This is a genomic window from Thalassobacter sp. 16PALIMAR09, assembly GCF_000765485.1.
GTDB lineage: Bacteria > Pseudomonadota > Alphaproteobacteria > Rhodobacterales > Rhodobacteraceae > Thalassobacter > Thalassobacter stenotrophicus.
In genome coordinates this window covers 107389-126310 of the sequence record NZ_JHAK01000001.1, presented here as the reverse complement: position 1 = coordinate 126310, position 18922 = coordinate 107389, and the positions used below count along the sequence as shown (strand labels likewise).

Annotated in this window: 19 protein-coding genes; 15 read left to right on the top strand and 4 right to left on the bottom strand. The window is 60.4% G+C overall.

Features of this window, described 5'->3' with window-relative positions:
- The first annotated feature begins 95 nt into the window (after positions 1-95).
- From PM04_RS00645 to purF, 8 genes are all read left to right on the top strand, one after another.
- Positions 96-1583, top strand: a complete 1488-nt coding sequence (locus tag PM04_RS00645; RefSeq protein WP_038002651.1) for a replicative DNA helicase — start codon at positions 96-98, stop codon at positions 1581-1583.
- Positions 1584-1763: 180 nt separating this feature from the next.
- Positions 1764-2813 carry an alanine racemase gene (alr, locus tag PM04_RS00640; RefSeq protein ID WP_038003785.1) on the top strand — a complete coding sequence of 350 codons (1050 nt, stop codon included), beginning with the start codon at positions 1764-1766 and terminating at the stop codon, positions 2811-2813.
- Positions 2810-3595, top strand: coding sequence for an ABC transporter permease (locus PM04_RS00635; protein ID WP_152593979.1), 786 nt, complete (start codon positions 2810-2812; stop codon positions 3593-3595). The genes alr and PM04_RS00635 overlap by 4 nt, the downstream gene beginning before the upstream one ends.
- Before the next feature lie 8 nt (positions 3596-3603).
- Positions 3604-4350 carry an ABC transporter ATP-binding protein gene (locus PM04_RS00630; protein ID WP_038002649.1) on the top strand — a complete coding sequence of 249 codons (747 nt, stop codon included), beginning with the start codon at positions 3604-3606 and terminating at the stop codon, positions 4348-4350.
- On the top strand, positions 4350-4802 hold the full coding sequence (locus PM04_RS00625) for a paraquat-inducible protein A (RefSeq protein ID WP_038002646.1): 453 nt from the start codon (positions 4350-4352) through the stop codon (positions 4800-4802). Before PM04_RS00630 ends, PM04_RS00625 begins: the two co-directional genes overlap by 1 nt.
- A gap of 9 nt (positions 4803-4811) precedes the next feature.
- Positions 4812-6179 carry a DNA repair protein RadA gene (gene radA, locus PM04_RS00620; protein ID WP_038002644.1) on the top strand — a complete coding sequence of 456 codons (1368 nt, stop codon included), beginning with the start codon at positions 4812-4814 and terminating at the stop codon, positions 6177-6179.
- Between the two features lie 23 nt (positions 6180-6202).
- Entirely contained in the window at positions 6203-6793 is a 591-nt protein-coding gene (locus PM04_RS00615; protein ID WP_038002641.1) for a CvpA family protein, read from the top strand.
- Positions 6794-6882: 89 nt separating this feature from the next.
- Positions 6883-8370, top strand: a complete 1488-nt coding sequence (purF, locus tag PM04_RS00610) for an amidophosphoribosyltransferase (protein ID WP_038002639.1) — start codon at positions 6883-6885, stop codon at positions 8368-8370.
- Positions 8371-8517: 147 nt separating this feature from the next.
- Here the strand turns inward: purF and PM04_RS00605 are convergent, their stop codons facing one another.
- Positions 8518-9111: a biotin transporter BioY gene (locus tag PM04_RS00605; RefSeq protein WP_038002638.1), complete on the bottom strand. Its 594-nt coding sequence runs from the start codon at positions 9109-9111 to the stop codon at positions 8518-8520.
- A gap of 119 nt (positions 9112-9230) precedes the next feature.
- Between PM04_RS00605 and PM04_RS00600 the strand changes: the two genes are divergently transcribed.
- Positions 9231-9908, top strand: a complete 678-nt coding sequence (locus tag PM04_RS00600; RefSeq protein ID WP_038003781.1) for an SDR family NAD(P)-dependent oxidoreductase — start codon at positions 9231-9233, stop codon at positions 9906-9908.
- A gap of 54 nt (positions 9909-9962) precedes the next feature.
- On the opposite strand, the gene PM04_RS00595 is transcribed toward PM04_RS00600, so the two are convergent.
- Complete coding sequence (locus tag PM04_RS00595) at positions 9963-10340, bottom strand: cell division protein ZapA (protein WP_038002636.1); 378 nt, start codon at positions 10338-10340, stop codon at positions 9963-9965.
- A complete protein-coding gene (locus PM04_RS17280) occupies positions 10333-10974 on the bottom strand; it encodes a hypothetical protein (RefSeq protein ID WP_052068274.1) in 642 nt (213 codons plus the stop codon). The genes PM04_RS00595 and PM04_RS17280 overlap by 8 nt, the downstream gene beginning before the upstream one ends.
- Before the next feature lie 236 nt (positions 10975-11210).
- Here PM04_RS17280 and tkt point away from each other — a divergent pair, with 236 nt between their 5' ends.
- Both tkt and PM04_RS00580 read left to right on the top strand, forming a co-directional pair.
- On the top strand, positions 11211-13226 hold the full coding sequence (gene tkt, locus PM04_RS00585; protein WP_038002634.1) for a transketolase: 2016 nt from the start codon (positions 11211-11213) through the stop codon (positions 13224-13226).
- A 161-nt stretch (positions 13227-13387) separates the two neighbouring features.
- Positions 13388-14026: a VPLPA-CTERM sorting domain-containing protein gene (locus PM04_RS00580; protein ID WP_038002632.1), complete on the top strand. Its 639-nt coding sequence runs from the start codon at positions 13388-13390 to the stop codon at positions 14024-14026.
- A gap of 34 nt (positions 14027-14060) precedes the next feature.
- Here the strand turns inward: PM04_RS00580 and PM04_RS00575 are convergent, their stop codons facing one another.
- Entirely contained in the window at positions 14061-14990 is a 930-nt protein-coding gene (locus PM04_RS00575) for a DUF808 domain-containing protein (protein ID WP_038002631.1), read from the bottom strand.
- Between the two features lie 241 nt (positions 14991-15231).
- On the opposite strand from PM04_RS00575, the gene gap (PM04_RS00570) reads away from it, so the two are divergent.
- From gap (PM04_RS00570) to pgk, 4 genes are all read left to right on the top strand, one after another.
- Positions 15232-16230, top strand: a complete 999-nt coding sequence (gene gap / locus PM04_RS00570; protein ID WP_038002629.1) for a type I glyceraldehyde-3-phosphate dehydrogenase — start codon at positions 15232-15234, stop codon at positions 16228-16230.
- Between the two features lie 122 nt (positions 16231-16352).
- Positions 16353-16496 carry a glyceraldehyde-3-phosphate dehydrogenase gene (locus PM04_RS17850; protein WP_152593980.1) on the top strand — a complete coding sequence of 48 codons (144 nt, stop codon included), beginning with the start codon at positions 16353-16355 and terminating at the stop codon, positions 16494-16496.
- Between the two features lie 90 nt (positions 16497-16586).
- Positions 16587-17591: a type I glyceraldehyde-3-phosphate dehydrogenase gene (gene gap, locus PM04_RS00565; protein WP_038002628.1), complete on the top strand. Its 1005-nt coding sequence runs from the start codon at positions 16587-16589 to the stop codon at positions 17589-17591.
- A 118-nt stretch (positions 17592-17709) separates the two neighbouring features.
- Entirely contained in the window at positions 17710-18888 is a 1179-nt protein-coding gene (gene pgk / locus PM04_RS00560; protein ID WP_038002626.1) for a phosphoglycerate kinase, read from the top strand.
- Positions 18889-18922: the final 34 nt, after the last annotated feature.

Here is an 18922-nt window from a genome sequence, read left to right as displayed (position 1 = left end):
ATGTACATTGCCCGACATGTTATCCACAGCTTTTCCACGTTGCCCTGCGCAGGTCCGCTCCGCTATGACAGACCTCACGAGAGGCGAGGTCCACAATGAATGAAATAACGCAAATGAACGCGACGGGAATGCCCGCCGCGACACCAGAAGAACTGCCCGCCAATATTGAGGCCGAACAGCAGCTTCTGGGTGCGATCCTGACCAACAACGACCTGTTCGATCAGGCCGCCTCGATCATCCGGGCCGAGCATTTCTACGACCCCGTGCATCGGCGCATCTGGGAAACCGCGGCTGAGCGGATCCACAAAAACGCGCTCGCCTCCCCGGTCACGCTCAAAGCCTTTATGGAGGACGATGAAGGCCTTCAGGCGCTCGGCGGACCCGCTTATCTGGTCAACCTCGCGGGGGCCGCGATTTCGTCTTACGCGGTGCGCGACTACGCTCAGATGATCTATGACCTCGCGATCCGGCGTGAACTGATCGGGCTGGGGCGCAACATCGCCGCCGAAGCCTCGGACGTGCGCGTCAGCAATGATCCCCGCGATCAGATCGTGGCCGCAGAACAGCATCTGTATGCCCTCGCCGAGCAGGGCAAAACCGAAAGCGGGTTTCAAACCTTCCTGTCCGCCGTCACCGACGCCGTCCAAATCGCCAACGCCGCCTACATGCGCGAAGGCGGAATGGCCGGTATCTCGACCGGACTGGTCGATATGGACAAAAAGCTAGGCGGGCTGCACCGCTCCGACCTTTTGATCCTCGCGGGTCGTCCGTCGATGGGTAAAACCTCGCTTGCGACCAACATCGCGTTCAACATCGCCAAGGCGTACCAAAAGGGCATCCTACCCGATGGCCGCGAGGGCGCGGTTGAGGGGGGCGTCGTGGGTTTCTACAGCCTTGAGATGAGCGCCGAGCAGCTGGCCGCCCGAATTTTGTCCGAGGCCTCTGAGGTGCCCTCCGAGCAAATCCGCAAAGGCGACATGACGGAATCCGAATTCCGCCGCTTTGTGGAGGCCGCAAAGTCGCTCGAAAAGTGCCCTCTCTATATCGACGACACGCCTGCTCTGCCAATCTCACAGCTCGCGGCCCGTGCGCGGCGCCTAAAGCGGACCAGCGGCTTGGACGTGCTGATCATCGACTATCTTCAGCTTGTGCGCCCCGCCTCAGCCAAAGACAGCCGCGTGAACGAAGTTTCTGAGATCACGCAGGGCCTCAAAGCCATCGCCAAGGAACTCGACATCCCCGTGATCGCCCTGTCCCAGCTATCACGTCAAGTCGAGAGCCGCGAAGACAAACGTCCCCAGCTGAGCGATCTGCGCGAATCCGGCTCGATTGAGCAGGATGCGGACGTTGTGATGTTCGTGTTCCGGGAGGAATACTACAAAGAGCGTGAAAAACCCGGCGATCATGAGCTAGAGAAAATGGCCGCATGGCAAGAGGCAATGGAACGACTGCACGGCCGGGCCGAGGTCGTCATCGGCAAGCAGCGTCACGGTCCCATCGGCACCGTTGAGCTCAGCTTTGAGGGTCGTTTCACCCGCTTTGGCAACCTCATCCAACCTTGGCAGCAAGGCCAAGAGGGCTAACCACACAGGCTTTGCGGCGCGCCCTTACCCGTGTGCCCAACCGCACTGCTTCGCGTCCAAGGGCCCGAAGGGTCCCGCGCGGACGGCAGAGTGGCAGGCTTGCGCCTGCTCGAAGTCGTCCGCCCGCCTTTTCCACCTGCCCCCTTGACGTTACAGCACATTTTCCGCACCACGAGCGGTATGTCCAACGCAGAACTCTCAATCGACCTTGATGCCATCGTCGCCAATTGGCGCGCCCTCGACACCGCGTCGGGCGCAGGCACGGAAACATCTGCCGTCGTAAAGGCGAATGCCTACGGCCTCGACATCGCTCAGGTTGCGCCGAAACTCGCGGCCAGCGGTGTGCGCACCTTCTTTGTGGCCACCGTCGATGAGGGCGTCGCTTTGCGCAATGTCCTCGGTACTGGCCCTCGCATTTACGTTTTGGGCGGTCACAGCCCCGGCAGTTCCAAGAAACTGGTCGGCGCGGCTTTGTCCCCTGTTATCAACAGCATTGAGCAGTTGACCCACCACCTAGAGGCCGCTCCGGGCCGTGATTTCGCGATCCAGCTGGACACCGGCATGAACCGCCTCGGGATGGAGATTGATGACTGGGCCGCCTGCGCCGAACTCGCTTTGCGCGCCGGGCCAAGCCTTGTGATGTCGCATCTGGCCTGCGCCGATGACCCCAGCCACCCAATGAACGCGCAACAGCTTGCCGCGTTCCATCATATGACCGACGGCATCGCTGTGCCTCGCGCGCTCAGTGCGACGGGTGGAATTCTGCTCGGGCCTGAATATCATTTTGACATGACCCGCCCCGGCATTGGCCTTTATGGCGGTGCGCCTTTCACCGAGGCCACACCGGTTGTCACGCTATCGCTGCCCGTAATCCAATGTCGCGATGTCAAACAGGGTGAGACCGTCGGCTATGCCAACAGTTGGACCGCCCCAGGCCCCGCACGCATTGCCACCCTCCAGGGCGGATATGCTGACGGGATCCTGCGCGCGCTTTCGGGCAAGGTGACCTTGTTCGACGGCGCAATTCCCTGCCAATTGGCAGGCCGCGTGTCGATGGACCTGCTCACCGTGGATATCACCCACCTTGAGCGCGACCCAACCGAGCTAACCCTGCTGGGGCCCCACCAAGGGGTTGATGCCGTTGCAGACATCGCAGGCACGATCGGCTACGAGATCCTAACCAGCCTTGGCGCGCGCTACACACGCGCCTATGCCGGTGGCGTCCTATGACCGCGCTGTTGACACCTGTCGCGGCCCTGGGCCGGGGCACCTTATCCTTACTGGCATTGATCGGACGGATCACGCTGTTTGCCATCGACACGCTTAGCCACTTAGTGCGCCCCCCGTTCTACTTTAAGGAGTTCAGGCATGCGCTTCTTTATATTGGATATTTATCCCTGCCCGTCGTCGGCCTAACAGCGCTGTTCACCGGCGGTGCGCTGGCGCTACAGATCTACGCGGGCGGCGCGCGGTTCAATGCAGAGGCTGTCGTACCTTCTATCGTTGCCATCGGCATGGTCCGCGAATTGGGCCCGGTTTTGGGTGGCTTGATGGTCGCGGGCCGAGTTGCGGCCTCGGTCGCGGCGGAGGTCGGCACCATGAAAGTGACGGAGCAGATTGACGCTCTTGTGACCCTTTCAACCCACCCAATGAAGTACCTGACCGTGCCGCGTGTGCTGGCCGCAACACTATCACTGCCGGTTCTGGTCGCCGTGGGCGATGTGATCGGCATTATGGGCGGATATGTGGTTGGTGTGACGCGGCTCGACTTTAACGGTGCCGTGTATCTCTCTAATACGGTTGATTTTCTTGAGTTTTGGGATGTCGCATCCGGACTGGTTAAGGGCGCGGTCTTTGGCTTTATCGTCGCTCTAATGGGCTGCTACCACGGCATGAATTCAGGCCGAGGCGCACAGGGCGTGGGCCGGGCCACGACCAATGCTGTTGTATCAGCGTCCGTCATGATCCTTGCGTCGAACTACCTCCTCACAGAGGTGTTTTTCTCCGCATGAGCACGCCAATGATCACCCTCGACAACGTCCATAAAACCTTTGGCACAAACGCGGTCCTGCGCGGGGTAAACCTGTCGGTGGCCAAGGGCGAAAGCCTTGTCATCATTGGCGGATCGGGCACTGGCAAATCCATCACGATCAAGTCCGTGCTTGGCCTTGTGACGCCCGAGCGCGGCACGATTACCGTTGGCGGCAAGAACATCAGCAATGGCGACCGTGATGCGTTTTTGGCCCGATTTGGGATGTTGTTCCAAGGTGGAGCTTTGTTTGACAGCCTGCCGATTTGGCAAAACGTGGCCTTTCGCCTGCTGCGCGGGTCGTTGAAACGCCCCAAGGATGAGGCCCGCGAAATTGCCATCGAAAAGCTACGGCGTGTGGGCCTAAAGCCCGATGTCGCCGACCGTTTTCCGGCGGAACTGTCGGGGGGCATGCAAAAACGTGTGGGGTTGGCCCGCGCGATTGCCGCGGAACCTGAGATCATCTTTTTTGATGAACCAACAACCGGGCTGGACCCGATTATGTCCGGTGTGATCAATGAGTTGATCCGTGAAATCGTTGTTGAAATGGGCGCTACCGCCATGACGATCACCCATGACATGACATCCGTCCGGGCTATCGCCGATAGCGTTGCGATGCTGCATGACGGCGTGATCCAATGGCATGGCCCCGTGTCTGAAATGGATACCGCGGATGACCCCTATTTGCAGCAGTTCATCCATGGTCGCGCCGAGGGCCCCATCGACGCGGTCCGTTAATGGGTGTTCTCAAGGCGTTAAACCTCACCCTGCTGATCCTCTTTCCCATCGCATGGTTTGCGCCCCTGCTGCGCGCAGGCATCTTGCCTTTGTTTAGCTTGAACGAAATCTCGATCATGTCCGGGTTACGGTCTTTGTGGCAAAGCGACCCGATCCTTGCGCTGCTCGTCACAGCACTTGCGATTTTTGCGCCTTATGCAAAGACAATCGCCCTTGCGCTGGTGCAATTTGGATTGTTCCCAACCCAGGCGCTGCCCACATTGACGTGGCTGGGTAAACTCGCGATGGCGGATATCTTTCTGATTTCGCTTTATATCGTGATCGTGAAAGGCATTGGCATTGGCCGGGTCGAAACCGCGTGGGGCCTATGGCTGTTTACCTTCTGCGTCCTGCTCAGCCTTGCGGTGTCGATTTCCACATCACGGCTTCTCAACGCTACCAAATTGGACTAAAGCAGGAACATGGCAAAACCAATTACCTCCTATTCTTGCTCCGAATGCGGCGCGACACACAAAAAATGGTCCGGGCGCTGCGATGGCTGCGGCGCGTGGAACACCATCAAAGAGGACGTGCCACTTAGCCAAGGGCCAGGCAAAAAGGCTTTAGGGGGGCTTAAGGGCAGCAAAATGGCCTTAACCGACCTCGCGACCGAAGAAACACCTCCGCCCCGGCAATACTCTGGCATGGCCGAGCTGGATCGCGTGTTTGGCGGTGGCCTCGTGAATGCATCGGCGACCTTGGTGGGCGGCGATCCGGGCATTGGGAAATCCACGCTTTTGCTACAAGCCGCCGCCAGCTTTGCGCGCAAAGGTCTCAAGGTGATCTACGTCTCGGGCGAGGAAGCCACCGCGCAGGTCCGCATGCGCGCGCAGCGTCTTGGGCTGGCGGATGCCTCGGTCCAGCTGGCCGCCGAAACCAATCTACGCAACATCCTCACGACGCTCGAGGCCGAAAAACCCGACCTCGCGATCATCGACTCGGTGCAGACCGTCTGGCTCGACACGGTCGACAGCGCGCCGGGTTCCGTCAGCCAAGTGCGCGCCTCGGCCCATGAATTAACCAGTTTCGCCAAACGGTTTGGCACGGCCGTCGTGCTGGTCGGTCACGTCACCAAAGAGGGTCAAATCGCGGGCCCGCGTGTCGTTGAACACATGGTCGACACGGTCCTTTATTTTGAGGGCGAGCGCGGCCACCAATTCCGCATCCTGCGCGCGGTCAAAAACCGCTTTGGCCCCGCAGATGAGATCGGCGTATTTGAGATGACCGGCGCGGGCCTGTCTGAGGTGGCAAACCCTTCGGCCCTGTTCCTGACGGACCGCGATGCACCGGCCCCCGGATCGGTCGTATTTGCGGGCATCGAAGGCACACGACCCGTCTTGGTTGAAGTCCAAGCCCTTGTGGCCCCTAGCCAATTGAGCCAGCCGCGCCGCGCGGTTGTGGGCTGGGACGGATCACGGCTCAGCATGATCCTCGCCGTGTTAGAGGCCCGCGCGGGCATTTCCTTTGCCGGGCTTGATGTCTACCTCAACATCGCGGGCGGGATCAAAATATCCGAACCTGCTGCCGACCTTGCCGTCGCCTGCGCGCTGCTTTCTGCCCGCGAAGATGCCGCATTACCGCCCACAACTGTGGTTTTTGGGGAACTCAGCCTGTCTGGCGCGCTGCGCCCCGTCTCACAGGCCGAAAATCGGTTGAAAGAAGCCGCAAAACTTGGTTTCACAGCCGCAATCGCACCAACGGGGTGCAAGACCGGAACGTCAGACGACTTGCAGATCAACTTGCAGCCTGATCTGATCACTCTGGTGGGCGAAGTGTTTGGCGCGGGCTGAACGCGACAGACGGAGCGGGATGCATGGATGGCTTTACCATTATTGACGCGGGCGTAGCGGCCGTGATTGTTATCTCGGCGATCTTGGCGTTTTCGCGCGGTTTGGTCCGTGAGGGCATGGCCATCGTGGGCTGGATCGCGGCGGCTTTCCTTGCGTTCACCTTTGCCGGCGCGGCAGAGCCACTGATCCGCGAAATTCCATATGTGGGTGATTTCATCGGCGAAAGCTGTGAATTAGCGATCATCGCAGCCTTTGCGGTCGTGTTTGCCTTGTCGCTCGTGGCCACTTCAATTTTCACCCCAATGTTTTCATCAGCCATTCGCAACTCGGTCCTCGGGGCCACCGACCGCGGCCTTGGTTTTTTGTTCGGTGTGGCACGTGGGGCGCTTTTGGTGATCGTCGCATTTATCGTTGTGGACCGTGTGACAACGGATGGCGCCATCCCGATGGTCGACGACAGCCGCTCTGCCGCGATCTTTGAACGCGTCCAACAACAGGTTGAGGCACAGATCCCCTCGGACGCGCCGGGCTGGATTTTGGAACGCTACCAACAACTGGTTGGCGCCTGTGGTCCGACCGAAGATCCGTTGCAACCCGCCCCCACGGGTAACTAATGTCGCACAAGGCGTCTTGAAGGCGTGACAAGCCTCGGCCAAAGCCCTAAACCCCGACGCAGATGACCACGCCGGATCAAGGATACCCCATGACCGACTCTCCCCTGCCCCAAACCGCCTGGCGCGAGACGCCGTTTGATGACGACAAGCTGAAAGAGGAATGCGGGATATTCGGGGTGAACGGCGTGTCCACCGCCGCAAATTTCGTGGCTCTCGGCCTGCACGCTCTGCAACACCGCGGCCAAGAGGCTGGCGGCATCGTGGTGCATGACCCAGAACACGGCTTCAACTCGGCCCGCCGGTTTGGCTACGTCCGCGATAATTTCACCAGCCAAGCCGTCATGGACACTCTGCCCGGCCCAATCGCGATCGGGCACGTGCGTTATTCGACGGCTGGCTCCAAAGGGGCGACTGCGATCCGCGATGTGCAGCCCTTCTTTGGCGAGTTTGCCATGGGTGGTGCTGCGATTGCGCACAACGGCAACATCACAAACGCCGAAGAACTGCGCCGCGAACTGATTGAGCGCGGCTCGATCTTCCAAAGCTCAAGCGACAGTGAATGCATCATCCACCTGATGGCGCGTTCCTTGCAGAAAAACATCCCCGAGCGGATGAAAGACGCCCTGCGCCGCGTCGAAGGCGCGTTTTCCGTCGTCGCAATGACCCGGACCAAGCTGATCGGTGTGCGTGATGCACTTGGTGTTCGACCCCTCGTTTTGGGCCGCATCGGTGACGGCTACGCGCTCGCGTCTGAGACCTGTGCCCTCGACATCATCGGCGCAGAGTTTGTCCGCGAAATCGAACCCGGTGAGATGGTCGTGATTTCCTCTACCGGAGAGGTCACCTCCCACCGCCCGTTTGAACAAAAGCCCTCCCGCTTTTGCATCTTTGAACATGTCTATTTCTCCCGCCCCGACAGCATCCTAGGCGGACGGTCCGTCTATGAAACTCGCGAAAACATTGGCCGCGAACTGGCCAAGGAAGCCCCGGTTGAGGCCGATCTGGTCTGCCCCGTGCCCGACAGCGGCACCCCGGCGGCTATCGGCTTTAGCCTGCAAAGCGGCATTCCCTACGCAATGGGGATCATCCGCAACCAATACATGGGCCGCACCTTTATCGAACCCAGCGAACAGGTCCGCAACCTCGGCGTGCGCCTCAAGCTGAACGTGAACCGCGCCCTGATCCGGGGCAAGCGCGTCATCCTCGTGGACGACAGTGTTGTGCGCGGCACGACCTCACGCAAGATTAAGGAAATGATCCTCGACGCCGGCGCGGCTGAGGTCCACTTCCGCATCGCCAGCCCCCCCACCGCTTGGCCTTGCTTCTACGGCGTCGACACGCCTCAGCGCGAAAAACTCCTCGCCGCAACTATGTCCGAAGAAGAAATGCGCACGCACCTCGGCGTCGACAGCCTCAAGTTCATCTCTCTCGACGGGCTCTACCGCGCAGTGGGTGAAGCAAACGGCCGGGACGCCAAAGCCCCCCAATACTGCGACGCGTGCTTCTCGGGTGAATACCCAGTCGCCCCACGCGACAAACTCGCCCAAGGGTTCCAACTCAAAACAGCGGCCGAATAAGCCGCCTCTTTGGTTCCCAAATATCCTGGGGGCGTCCGAAGGACGGGGGCAAAGCCCCGCAAACCTCCGCAACAATAAATCAGACAAACCCAACAAAAAAGCCGCCTCAACGGGCGGCTTTTTCACAATCTCATAGTGCTTAGCACATTAGGCAGATTTCTTGCCCAATGCGGCCCACGCACCCGACACGATCAGTGCTGCAATAACCGCCTTCAGCGCGTCACCAGCAAGAAACGGCAGCATGAACCAACCCAGCAGGTTTTCCATTGTTGGGGCAACCCAACCGGCTTCAATGCCCAAACCACCAGCAACCAGCGCAGGCCACGCCAGACCGGGCACATACAGCAGAGCCGAAGCCACGAGTGTCGCGGCCGACAGGCCAAGTACCGATTTAACGCCGCGCTCAGCAACAAAACCCGCGAACCATGCCATGGCCACAAAGCCCAGCAAGAAACCAGCCGAGGGACCAATAAATGCCGCAAGGCCCGGTGCCGTCGTCAGAGTGAACATCGGCAGACCAGCAGCGCCTTGCGCCAAATAGACTACAAGCGTGATGGCACCAAGGCGCGAGCCGAAGGTCAAACCAACAACCAGAATGGCCAGCGTTTGCAGTGTCATGGAAGTCGCGCCCAAGGGCACCGACACTTTGGCGGCGATCGCGATGATAGCGGAGCCCGCCAGCACCAAAAGCGCCTGTTTCAGAAGTGTGTTTTGGCCCAGTGTGGCTTGAGTAAGGGTCATGTGTGGCTCTCCGTTCACATATTTCTCAAAGGTAATGCCAAGCTCGCACTATAGAAGTCAAGCGATGCTAACCGCGCATGCCCTTGCACGACGTCGCAGGGCGTGCCACATGCTCCGCCATGACACAGAACACTCCTCCTTCCCTCGCGCTGATCACCGGCGCCTCCCGCGGTCTTGGGGCGGGCATTGCCATCGCTCTTGCGGCTCGCGGCACGCACATCATGGCTGTCGCCCGGACAACTGGCGCGCTCGAAGAACTGGATGACAAGATCAAGGCCGTGGGCGGCGTTGCCACGCTCGCGCCGATGGACATTACAAATGACGGCGCGATGCAGCATCTGTGCCGTTCGGTGCATGAACGCTGGGGCGCCCTGCCCCTTTGGGTGCACACCGCGATCCACACGCCGCCATTGGCCCCGGTCACTCAGATCGACGCAAAGGCCATGGACAAAAGCATCGCCAATAACATTAAGGCCGTCTCGACCTTGATGACTTACGTGAATCCGCTGTTGCAGGCAGCCGCACCCAATGCCCATGCGGTTTTCCTGGATGACACGTCAGATGCTGCGTTTTCCGGGGCTTATGCCGCGACCAAAGCCGCCACACGCACGCTTGTGCGCCATTGGCAGCGTGAGGCCACGACCCCTTCGGCCCCATCTGTGCATCTGTTGGAGCCGGCACCCACCGCCACGGCCTCCCGCGCGCGGTTCTATCCCGGAGAAGATCGCAGCACCTTGGCCAGCCCCGCTGACGAAGGCGAACGGCTTGTCGCGAGTCTGTTTGGGCCGCGTCCCTAAACTATTGGCGCGCCCGTGGATCACCACGGGCCGCCCCAGCTTCAGCCAAATGCGTCAGACGACGCCTTCGGCTTTTTCGGCCAAGGCCTCTGCCCGGCCTGCAAAATCCTCAAGCCGCTGTTGCAGCCCTGTGTCAGGTGCGGGTGCCGCAGCTGTCGCACCCCGCGCCTGAAGCTCCTCGATCACGCCTTGTTGCGTGGCCAATTGCGCCTCTAGCTTTTTGACGTCCTCTTGCAGCGAGATCGACTTATCCGCCAGCATCAGACCCGCCATCAACAACATCCGATCCTGCGTCAGCCGCGCCCCTGCCGCCGATAGCTTTTGCGCTTCGGTATCCAAAAGACCCGAGGCAGACTGCAAATAGGGTTCTTCGCCCGGCTGACAGGCCACGATGAACGACCGCCCGCCAATATTGATTGTGACGTCAGGCATTGGCGCTCTCCTCAAGCATGGGTTCCAGCTCTGCCAGCAGCGTCCGCATTTCGGCCAAATCGGCATGACGCGCGACGCGCAGCGCCTCGACCTCAGCCTCAAGGGCGCGGTTGATCAGGCCTGCGTCCGTGGCCCCTTGCGCCGCACTCGCGCGCAAGGCGGCCGTTACTTCGGTCAACTCAGCGAGGGCAGCCAAATCGCCGGGGTCGGCAGCCATTGGTGCCGCAGCAGCCCCCATCGCGTCGGCTTGCACGTGAATACGGTCGATCTCAGCATCCTTGGCCGCCAGTGCCGCCGCGTGGCTGACACGCAGCGCCTCCATCTCGGCACTCGCGCCGCTTTGCGCCTCCGCCAAGGCGGCACGCAGGTTGGCCAGTTCAATGTCACGCTCTGCCACGATGTGGCTCAGATCCTCGGTTGGGGCGGCCGCTTCTGTTGCGGCGGCCTGTACCTCAGCCAATTCGTCCTTGAGGGCGGTGATCCGTTCGCTCAGCTGGGCCGTAACGGTCTGTTCCTCAGCCAGCTTGACGGCCAAAGCGCCCGCCGACTGCGGCCCCGTCAAAGCGGCCTCCAAACGGTCCAGCGCGCCGGTCAACCGCCGCTCTGCATCCGTGGTCATATCATTTTCACTCATGGTCCATCCATTCAAACGTGAGAAAAACCTGAGGCCCATGGAATCGCACGCGCGCCCAATTGTCAAAGCGATAGACCGCAAACAGGCCGATTTCGGCCCTATATCTTGTGGCTAACTCGCAAAACCGGGCCTTTGGGGGCGGTTTCACACGGCCCGCCCCCAAGAGTGGCTTGCAACGGGGGCCATCCCTGCTATCACGCGCGCAAACACCCCATACCCTTCAAAAAGGACGCCTCATGGACCTCAACGCCCTGCGCACCGCAAACCCCGGCCACTGGCGCCGCGCAACCGCCATTCGCGCGCTGACCCTTGATGCGGTGGCTGCCGCCAACTCGGGGCACTCCGGGATGCCCATGGGCATGGCCGACGTCGCCACGGTTTTGTTTGAGCGTCACATGAAGTTTGATGCTGCCAACCCTGCATGGCCCGACCGTGACCGGTTTGTGCTGTCGGCAGGCCACGGCTCGATGCTGCTGTACTCGCTGCTGCACCTCACGGGCTACCCCGAGATGACGCTGGAGCAGATCAAGAACTTCCGCCAATTGGGCGCGATCACCGCGGGCCACCCCGAATACGGCCACGCCCCCGGTATCGAAACCACAACCGGCCCCTTGGGTCAGGGCATCGCCACCGCAGTTGGCATGGCCATCGCTGAAGAAATCCAGCGCGCGCGCTACACCAAAAAGATCGTTGATCACTATACATACGTGATCGCGGGCGACGGCTGCTTGATGGAGGGCGTCAGCCAAGAGGCCATCGGCCTTGCCGGCAAGCTGGAACTGTCGCACCTGATCGTGCTATGGGATGACAACGGCATCACCATCGACGGCAAGGTCGAGATTTCGGACGTGACGGACCAAAAACAGCGTTTCTTGGCCTCTGGCTGGGACGTGCTGGAAGTTGACGGCCACGACCCCGCAGCAATTGATGCGGCCATTGCCAAGGCAAAGACCGGCAAAAAGCCTACAATGATTGCCTGCAAAACCCACATCGCACTGGGTCACGCGGCGCAAGACACCTCCAAGGGTCACGGCGCGCTGACGAACGCTGAGCAACTGCTGGCCGCCAAAGCCGCCTACGGTTGGGACCACGGTGCCTTTGAAATCCCCGCCGATGTGAAATCCGAGTGGGAAGCCATTGGCGCCCGTGGTGCTGCCGAGCGTGCCGAATGGGAAGCCCGTCTGGCCGCCCTTGGTGCCAGCAAACGCGCTGAGTTTGAACGCGCTCTGGCCGGTGATGCGCCCAAGCGTCTCTCGGCCACGATCAAGCGCCTCAAGCGTGAGATCTCCGAAGGTCAGCCTTCGATGGCGACGCGCAAATCCTCTGAGACCGTGCTCAAGGCGATCAACCCGATCATGGCCGAAACCATCGGCGGATCGGCAGATTTGACAGGTTCCAACAACACGCTGACTGGCGACATGGGCGTGTTTGAGCCGGGCAACCGCAAAGGCCGCTACATCTATTACGGCATCCGTGAGCACGGCATGGCCGCCGCGATGAATGGTATGGCTTTGCACGGTGGTGCAAGGGCTTATGGCGGGACGTTCATGTGCTTTACCGACTATGCGCGCCCCGCGATGCGCCTGTCGGCCCTGATGGGTGTGCCCGCGACCTACGTCATGACGCACGACAGCATCGGTCTGGGCGAAGACGGCCCAACGCACCAACCGGTTGAGCATCTGGCCATGATGCGCGCGACGCCCAACTTCAACGTGTTCCGCCCCGCAGACACCGTTGAAACCGCAGAAGCATGGGAATTGGCGCTAACGTCGAAATCCACGCCTGCGATGCTGTCGCTAACACGCCAAAACGTGCCGACTTTGCGCACGACGCACACCAACAAGAACCAAGTCGCCCAAGGTGGCTACGTTCTTGCCGACGCCGAAGGCAAGCGCATGGCGATCCTGATGGCGACCGGCTCGGAAGTGGCCATCGCCATGGAGGCCCGTGACCTTCTGCAACAAGACGGCATCGGCACACGTGTGGTTTCTATGCCCTGCTGGGAACTGTTTGAGGAAACGGACGAAGCCTACCGCCGCCGCGTCCTGCCCGGTGGCCCGGTGCGGGTTGCGGTTGAAGCCGGTATTCGCTTCGGCTGGGATCGTTGGTTGTTTGGTGAGCGCGGCAAGCGTGAGAAGTCCGGCTTTGTCGGGATGCACGATTTCGGTGCCTCCGCCCCGGCAGACGTTCTCTATGAGCATTTCGGCATCACGCCACAGGCGATCGCCGACAAGGTCAAATCCCTGCTCTAAAAGATCAAAAGGCGCTCCAACGGGGCGCCTTTTTTCTACTGCGGTGTCCGTCACCCGTGCCAGCATTCCTGCGCCCTGATGCCTCAGGGTCTACTAAACCCCTTGCTCGAATTGATTTTGTGCCGCCCCCTAGGGCTTTAGCCAAAACTTTGCGAGTAAAGATGAAACACCTTATTTTACCGACCGCCCTTGCCCTCTCTTTTTTTGCCGAGGACGCGCAGGCCGGAACAATTACCTATACGGATACGTCTCGCGGCGATCGTAGCACTGTCTCCGTACCGAGGTTCGATCCAGCATTGGGCTTTTTGACGATGGTCGAGTACCGCATGACGGGGCGGACATCTTCTATCGATGCAACGGACAATTATCCGCTCTCGGCCTCTGCAAGCGCTTACGTGACAATAGATTTTCTAAGACAAACAAAAAGCGATAGCGACTACGCCTTCGAGGAATGCGGCTACGCGACCTATAGCAGTTCGTTTGGCTGGGAATGCCAATCTAATTTCCAAGCGGCTGCGTCAGCCTTTGCAGAGATTTCCGAAGTCCTAAGCCTCGAACAGGGGGACAACCTGCCCTTGCGTTTCAATGGTACCGACGTCCTTACCGGCACCGTAAATGGCTATTTCAACCGCCGTTTTGGTGGTATTTCCTCGACCCTCTCCATCACATGTACGTTCGCCGATGCACCGCCTGATCCGCTCCCTGCGGCCTATGCGGCCCTGCCTCTTCCGGCGTCTGCCCCACTGTTACTGGCAGGACTAGGAGGCATCGCCGTCCTGCGCAGACGAAAATCGAAATAAATCTGGGACCGTAGCCTCACGACCCGGGCGCGTGCTAGTGCGCCCGGCCCATCAGGGTCAGGGCTTTCTCCACCACGGGGATCAGGGCGAACCCTAGGATGATGCCCAGCACGCCATCCATAATCGCCTTTGCCGTCCATTCGATCCCGCCGCTGCCTGCGGCGACCGCATGGGCTGCGTCTTCGATCAGGTGTTCGGGCACGTGCCAGCCCATCTCGGCCCATGCGTGCACGATGATCGAGCCGCCAACCCAAAGCATCGCCGCCGTACCAACCACCAGCAGCAGCTTCATAAAAGTAGGCATGCCCTTCACGATCCCACGCCCAATGGCAGCTGAAACACCGCCGCGCGCGGACATGTGCAGCCCGACATCATCCGCCTTTACGATGATCGCAACCGCGCCATAAACCAACGCCGTGATCCCGATGGCCACGACCACCAATGCAGCCCCTTTGAACACAAGGCCCGCCTCCGCAGGCAAAGCCGACAGCGCGATGGTCATGATTTCGGCCGAAAGGATAAAGTCCGTCTTGATCGCACCTTTCACCTTTTGCTCTTCGAGGTGCGCGGGGTCGCCTTTGACCCCTTTGGCGTCCAGATCAACGTGCCCCGGTCGGAGCCATTTCAGGATTTTCTCCGCCCCCTCAAAACACAAATACGCCCCGCCCAGCATCAACAAAGGTGCGATCAGCCACGGCGCGAATACCGACAAAAGCAGCGCCGCAGGTGTGAGGATCAACAGCTTGTTCAAGATCGAGCCGCGCGCGATTTTCCACACGATGGGCAATTCCCGCTCCGCCGAAAAACCGGTCACATATTTCGGGGTCACGGCCGCGTCGTCGATCACAGCCCCCGCAGCCTTGGCCCCGGCTTTGCTTGCTTGTGCGATGACATCATCCACCGAGGCCGCTGCGATCTTTGCAATCCCGGCCACATCATCCAATAGCGCCAAAAGGCCCGACATGTGCGAATCCCCCTTCAAGGTTACCGCAGGGTAACGCACGAAATTCCTTACGCAATCCGCACCGGTTAACCACCACTTCCGCACAGTCCCGCCATGATAGCGATATCAGTTTCCGCTAACGGCAACATTTACCGCTAACACACGAAAACTGCGACCGTTTCACCCTTTGTCAAAGCCGCTTGCTCCCGTATATCGGACCCAACGGGCACGGGGCTTGCACCGCTAAGAATTGGAGCGAAAGATGACCATCACTGTCGGGATCAACGGATTTGGACGCATCGGACGGTGCACGCTGTCGCACATCATTGAATCGGGGCGCAATGACATCGCCGTGGTCAAGATGAACGCAACCGGGCCGATCGAAACCAATGCGCACCTGCTGAAATACGACAGTGTTCATGGCCGTTTCGCCGGCGACATCCGGGTTGAGGGCAACACGATGGATCTGGGCCGTGGCCCAATCGAGGTGATGTCGACATACGACCCCACCGAACTGGACTGGTCCGGTGTGGATGTTGTGTTGGAATGCTCTGGCCAGTTCAACGCCCGCGACAAAGCCGCCGTCCACATGAACCACGGCGCCAAGCGCGTTCTGGTATCCGCCCCCGCCACAAACGCCGACAAAACCATCGTTTACGGTGTGAACCACCGCGAATTGGACGGCTCGCATCACGTCGTGTCGAACGCGTCCTGCACCACCAACTGCCTCGCGCCCTTGGCCAAAGTCCTCAATGACGCCATCGGCATCGAAAGCGGCATCATGACGACCGTACACTCCTACACCGGGGACCAGCCCACGCTGGACCGCCGCCACAAGGACCTGTATCGCGCCCGCGCGGCCGCCATGGCGATGATCCCAACGTCCACCGGTGCCGCCAAGGCCATCGGCGAAGTCATCCCGGCTCTGAACGGAAAACTGGACGGCACAGCATTGCGCGTGCCAACGCCAAATGTCTCGGCCGTCGATCTGACCTTTGTCGCCTCCAAGGACGTGACGGTTGCAGACGTTAACGCAGTCGTCGCTGAGGCCGCAGCCGGTCACATGGGCCACGTGCTGTCCTATGACCCCGAGCCTAAGGTCTCGATCGACTTCAACCACACGACACATTCGTCGATCTTTGCCCCCGACCAGACCAAGGTCATCGGCCGCCAAGTCCGCGTGCTGGCATGGTACGACAACGAGTGGGGCTTTTCGTGCCGGATGGCCGATGTCGCCACCGCGATGGGCCGCCTGATCTAAACTATCGCCCCCATCTGATATTCCAAAACCCCGCCCTAAAAGGCGGGGTTTTTGCGTTGTACGCTACCACGCAGGACACATGCGCGCTTCCCACCGCATCCCCGCTCTGGCAAGCTGCTGCCATGTCCAACCGTTTTGCCTTTGTTTTCTTCGCCCTGATCTGTGGCTTGCTCGCGTTCGACTGGCTCAATAACGAAGCCCAGGTGATTATCTTCCTCGGCCAACGGCTCTTGGATCTGATCGCGTGGATTGCATTCTGGCGGTAAACAGCCAGCTCAAACACCCAGACTTGCGCGTTCGGCCCCAACATGTTAGCGCTACCATAAATTAGCAATAAACCAGAACGGAGACCGGTTATGACCGTGCGCGTGGCAATCAACGGCTTTGGCCGCATCGGACGCAATGTATTGCGAGCATTGGTGGAACAGGGTCGCACCGACCTAGAGGTCGTCGCCATCAACGACCTTGGGCCCGTGGAAACGAACGCACACCTGTTGCGGTTCGACTCGATCCATGGCCGCTTTCCAGGGACAGTCACGACCACAGATAGCACGATTGACGTAGGCCGCGGCCCGATCAAGGTCACGGCCATCCGCAACCCCGCCGACCTGCCATGGGGCGATGTTGACATCGTGCTGGAATGCACCGGCATCTTCACCTCACGTGAGGCATGCCAAGCGCACCTCGACACCGGCGCGCGTCGTGTTCTGATCTCAGCCCCCGGCAAAGATACGGATAAAACAATCGTCTATGGCGTGAACCACGGTGCCCTGACGGACCAAGACATTGTTGTGTCGAACGCATCTTGCACCACAAACTGCCTCGCTCCCGTGGCGCATGTGCTGCACCAATCCATCGGGATCAAACGCGGCTTCATGACCACGATCCACAGCTATACCGGCGATCAACCAACGCTCGACACCATGCACTCGGATCTTTACCGCGCACGCGCCGCGGCCATGTCGATGATCCCAACCTCCACCGGTGCCGCCCGCGCAGTGGGCCTTGTTCTGCCTGAACTCGCTGGCAAACTCGACGGCGTCGCAATCCGCGTCCCCACGCCCAATGTCTCTGCCGTGGACCTGACGTTCGAAGCGAGCCGGGACACTTCGGTTGAGGAAATCAACGCAGCCCTCACCGCCGCCGCAGCGACCGGCCCCCTCAAAGGCATCCTTGCCGCCACCGACGACAAGCTCGTGTCGATGGACTTCAACCACGATCCGCACTCCTCCATCTTCGCCACCGATCAGACCAAGGTCATGGACGGCACAATGGTCCGCATCCTCAGTTGGTATGACAACGAATGGGGCTTCTCAAACCGGATGCTCGATACCGCTGCGGCCATGGGAAAACTGCTCTAACGGCCCAACCGCGCAAAAAGAAATGGCAAAGGGGCAAATCGCCCCCTTGCTCCTCCTTTGTTCCAAAAATACTCATCCACCAGACGCAACTGGGCAACAGAACTGGCGGAGACCCCTGATGAGCTGGAAAACACTCGACGACATGGATTTGGCGGGCAAACTCGTCTTGACCCGCGTGGACATCAACGTGCCGATGGAAAACGGGCGCGTCACCGACGACACCCGTATTCAGCGCATCCTGCCCACTTTGCGCGATATTCTCGCAGCTGGGGGCCGTCCAGTGATGCTCGCGCATTTTGGTCGCCCCAAGGGCAAGCCCAATCCCGATATGTCGCTGCGCCTTGTCGCCCCCGCGCTTGAAGCCGCTTTGGGCCAGCCCATCACTTTCTTTGAGAAACCTGTCCGCGCCGATCTTGATGCGTTGCCAGAGGGTGCCGTTGCCCTGATCGAAAACACACGCTTTTCCCCGCAAGAAACAGAGAACGCCCCCGAAATGGCAGCCTTCCTGGCCTCGCTGGGTGATGTCTATTGCAACGATGCCTTCTCAGCCGCGCACCGTGCCCATGCATCTACCGAAGGTGTGGCCAAGCTGCTCCCCTCCTGTGCAGGGCGCTTGATGCAGGCCGAACTCAGCGCGCTTGAGGCTGCTTTGGGCGCGCCCAAACGCCCGGTCACGGCCGTGGTTGGCGGGGCCAAGGTCTCAACCAAGCTAGAGCTGCTGGGCAACCTCGTGCACCGGGTCGACACGCTCGTGATCGGCGGCGGGATGGCCAACACATTTCTAGCCGCCCAAGGCATCGACGTCGGTAAATCCCTCGCAGAGCATGAGATGACCGACACCGCCATCCAAATCCTCGAAACGGCGCGCGTCGCGGGATGCCGCATCTTGCTGCCCTCGGATGTGGTTGTGGCGCGCGCGTTTGAGGCCCACGCCGAGTGCGAGGTCGTGCCCGCCGACGCATGCCCTGCCGACGCCATGATCCTAGATGCGGGCCCCGACGCGACCGCACAGATTATCGCGGCTTTTGAAGCCTCCAAGACCTTGATCTGGAACGGCCCGCTCGGTGCCTTCGAAATCCCCCCCTTTGACACCGCGACCAACGCCGCAGCCCAAGCCGCCGCCCGCCTGACCCGTGAGGGTGGGCTGATTTCCGTGGCCGGCGGTGGCGATACGGTGGCCGCCCTCAATACCTCCGGTGCGGGCGCGGACTTTACCTATATCTCAACCGCCGGTGGCGCGTTCCTTGAATGGATGGAGGGCAAAACCCTGCCCGGCGTTGCGGCTTTGCAGGGCTGATGCGCCACCGTTAGCGCGATCATAATTGCGGTCC

Bases quoted from the DNA above. Each gene is read 5' to 3' on its own strand.
- PM04_RS00645 (WP_038002651.1), top strand. From the start codon at position 96: ATGAATGAAATAACGCAAATGAACGCGACGGGAATGCCCGCCGCGACA.
- alr (WP_038003785.1), top strand. From the start codon at position 1,764: ATGTCCAACGCAGAACTCTCAATCGACCTTGATGCCATCGTCGCCAAT.
- PM04_RS00635 (WP_152593979.1), top strand. From the start codon at position 2,810: ATGACCGCGCTGTTGACACCTGTCGCGGCCCTGGGCCGGGGCACCTTA.
- PM04_RS00630 (WP_038002649.1), top strand. From the start codon at position 3,604: ATGATCACCCTCGACAACGTCCATAAAACCTTTGGCACAAACGCGGTC.
- PM04_RS00625 (WP_038002646.1), top strand. From the start codon at position 4,350: ATGGGTGTTCTCAAGGCGTTAAACCTCACCCTGCTGATCCTCTTTCCC.
- radA (WP_038002644.1), top strand. From the start codon at position 4,812: ATGGCAAAACCAATTACCTCCTATTCTTGCTCCGAATGCGGCGCGACA.
- PM04_RS00615 (WP_038002641.1), top strand. From the start codon at position 6,203: ATGGATGGCTTTACCATTATTGACGCGGGCGTAGCGGCCGTGATTGTT.
- purF (WP_038002639.1), top strand. From the start codon at position 6,883: ATGACCGACTCTCCCCTGCCCCAAACCGCCTGGCGCGAGACGCCGTTT.
- PM04_RS00605 (WP_038002638.1), bottom strand. From the start codon at position 9,111: ATGACCCTTACTCAAGCCACACTGGGCCAAAACACACTTCTGAAACAG.
- PM04_RS00600 (WP_038003781.1), top strand. From the start codon at position 9,231: ATGACACAGAACACTCCTCCTTCCCTCGCGCTGATCACCGGCGCCTCC.
- PM04_RS00595 (WP_038002636.1), bottom strand. From the start codon at position 10,340: ATGCCTGACGTCACAATCAATATTGGCGGGCGGTCGTTCATCGTGGCC.
- PM04_RS17280 (WP_052068274.1), bottom strand. From the start codon at position 10,974: ATGAGTGAAAATGATATGACCACGGATGCAGAGCGGCGGTTGACCGGC.
- tkt (WP_038002634.1), top strand. From the start codon at position 11,211: ATGGACCTCAACGCCCTGCGCACCGCAAACCCCGGCCACTGGCGCCGC.
- PM04_RS00580 (WP_038002632.1), top strand. From the start codon at position 13,388: ATGAAACACCTTATTTTACCGACCGCCCTTGCCCTCTCTTTTTTTGCC.
- PM04_RS00575 (WP_038002631.1), bottom strand. From the start codon at position 14,990: ATGTCGGGCCTTTTGGCGCTATTGGATGATGTGGCCGGGATTGCAAAG.
- gap (WP_038002629.1), top strand. From the start codon at position 15,232: ATGACCATCACTGTCGGGATCAACGGATTTGGACGCATCGGACGGTGC.
- PM04_RS17850 (WP_152593980.1), top strand. From the start codon at position 16,353: ATGTCCAACCGTTTTGCCTTTGTTTTCTTCGCCCTGATCTGTGGCTTG.
- gap (WP_038002628.1), top strand. From the start codon at position 16,587: ATGACCGTGCGCGTGGCAATCAACGGCTTTGGCCGCATCGGACGCAAT.
- pgk (WP_038002626.1), top strand. From the start codon at position 17,710: ATGAGCTGGAAAACACTCGACGACATGGATTTGGCGGGCAAACTCGTC.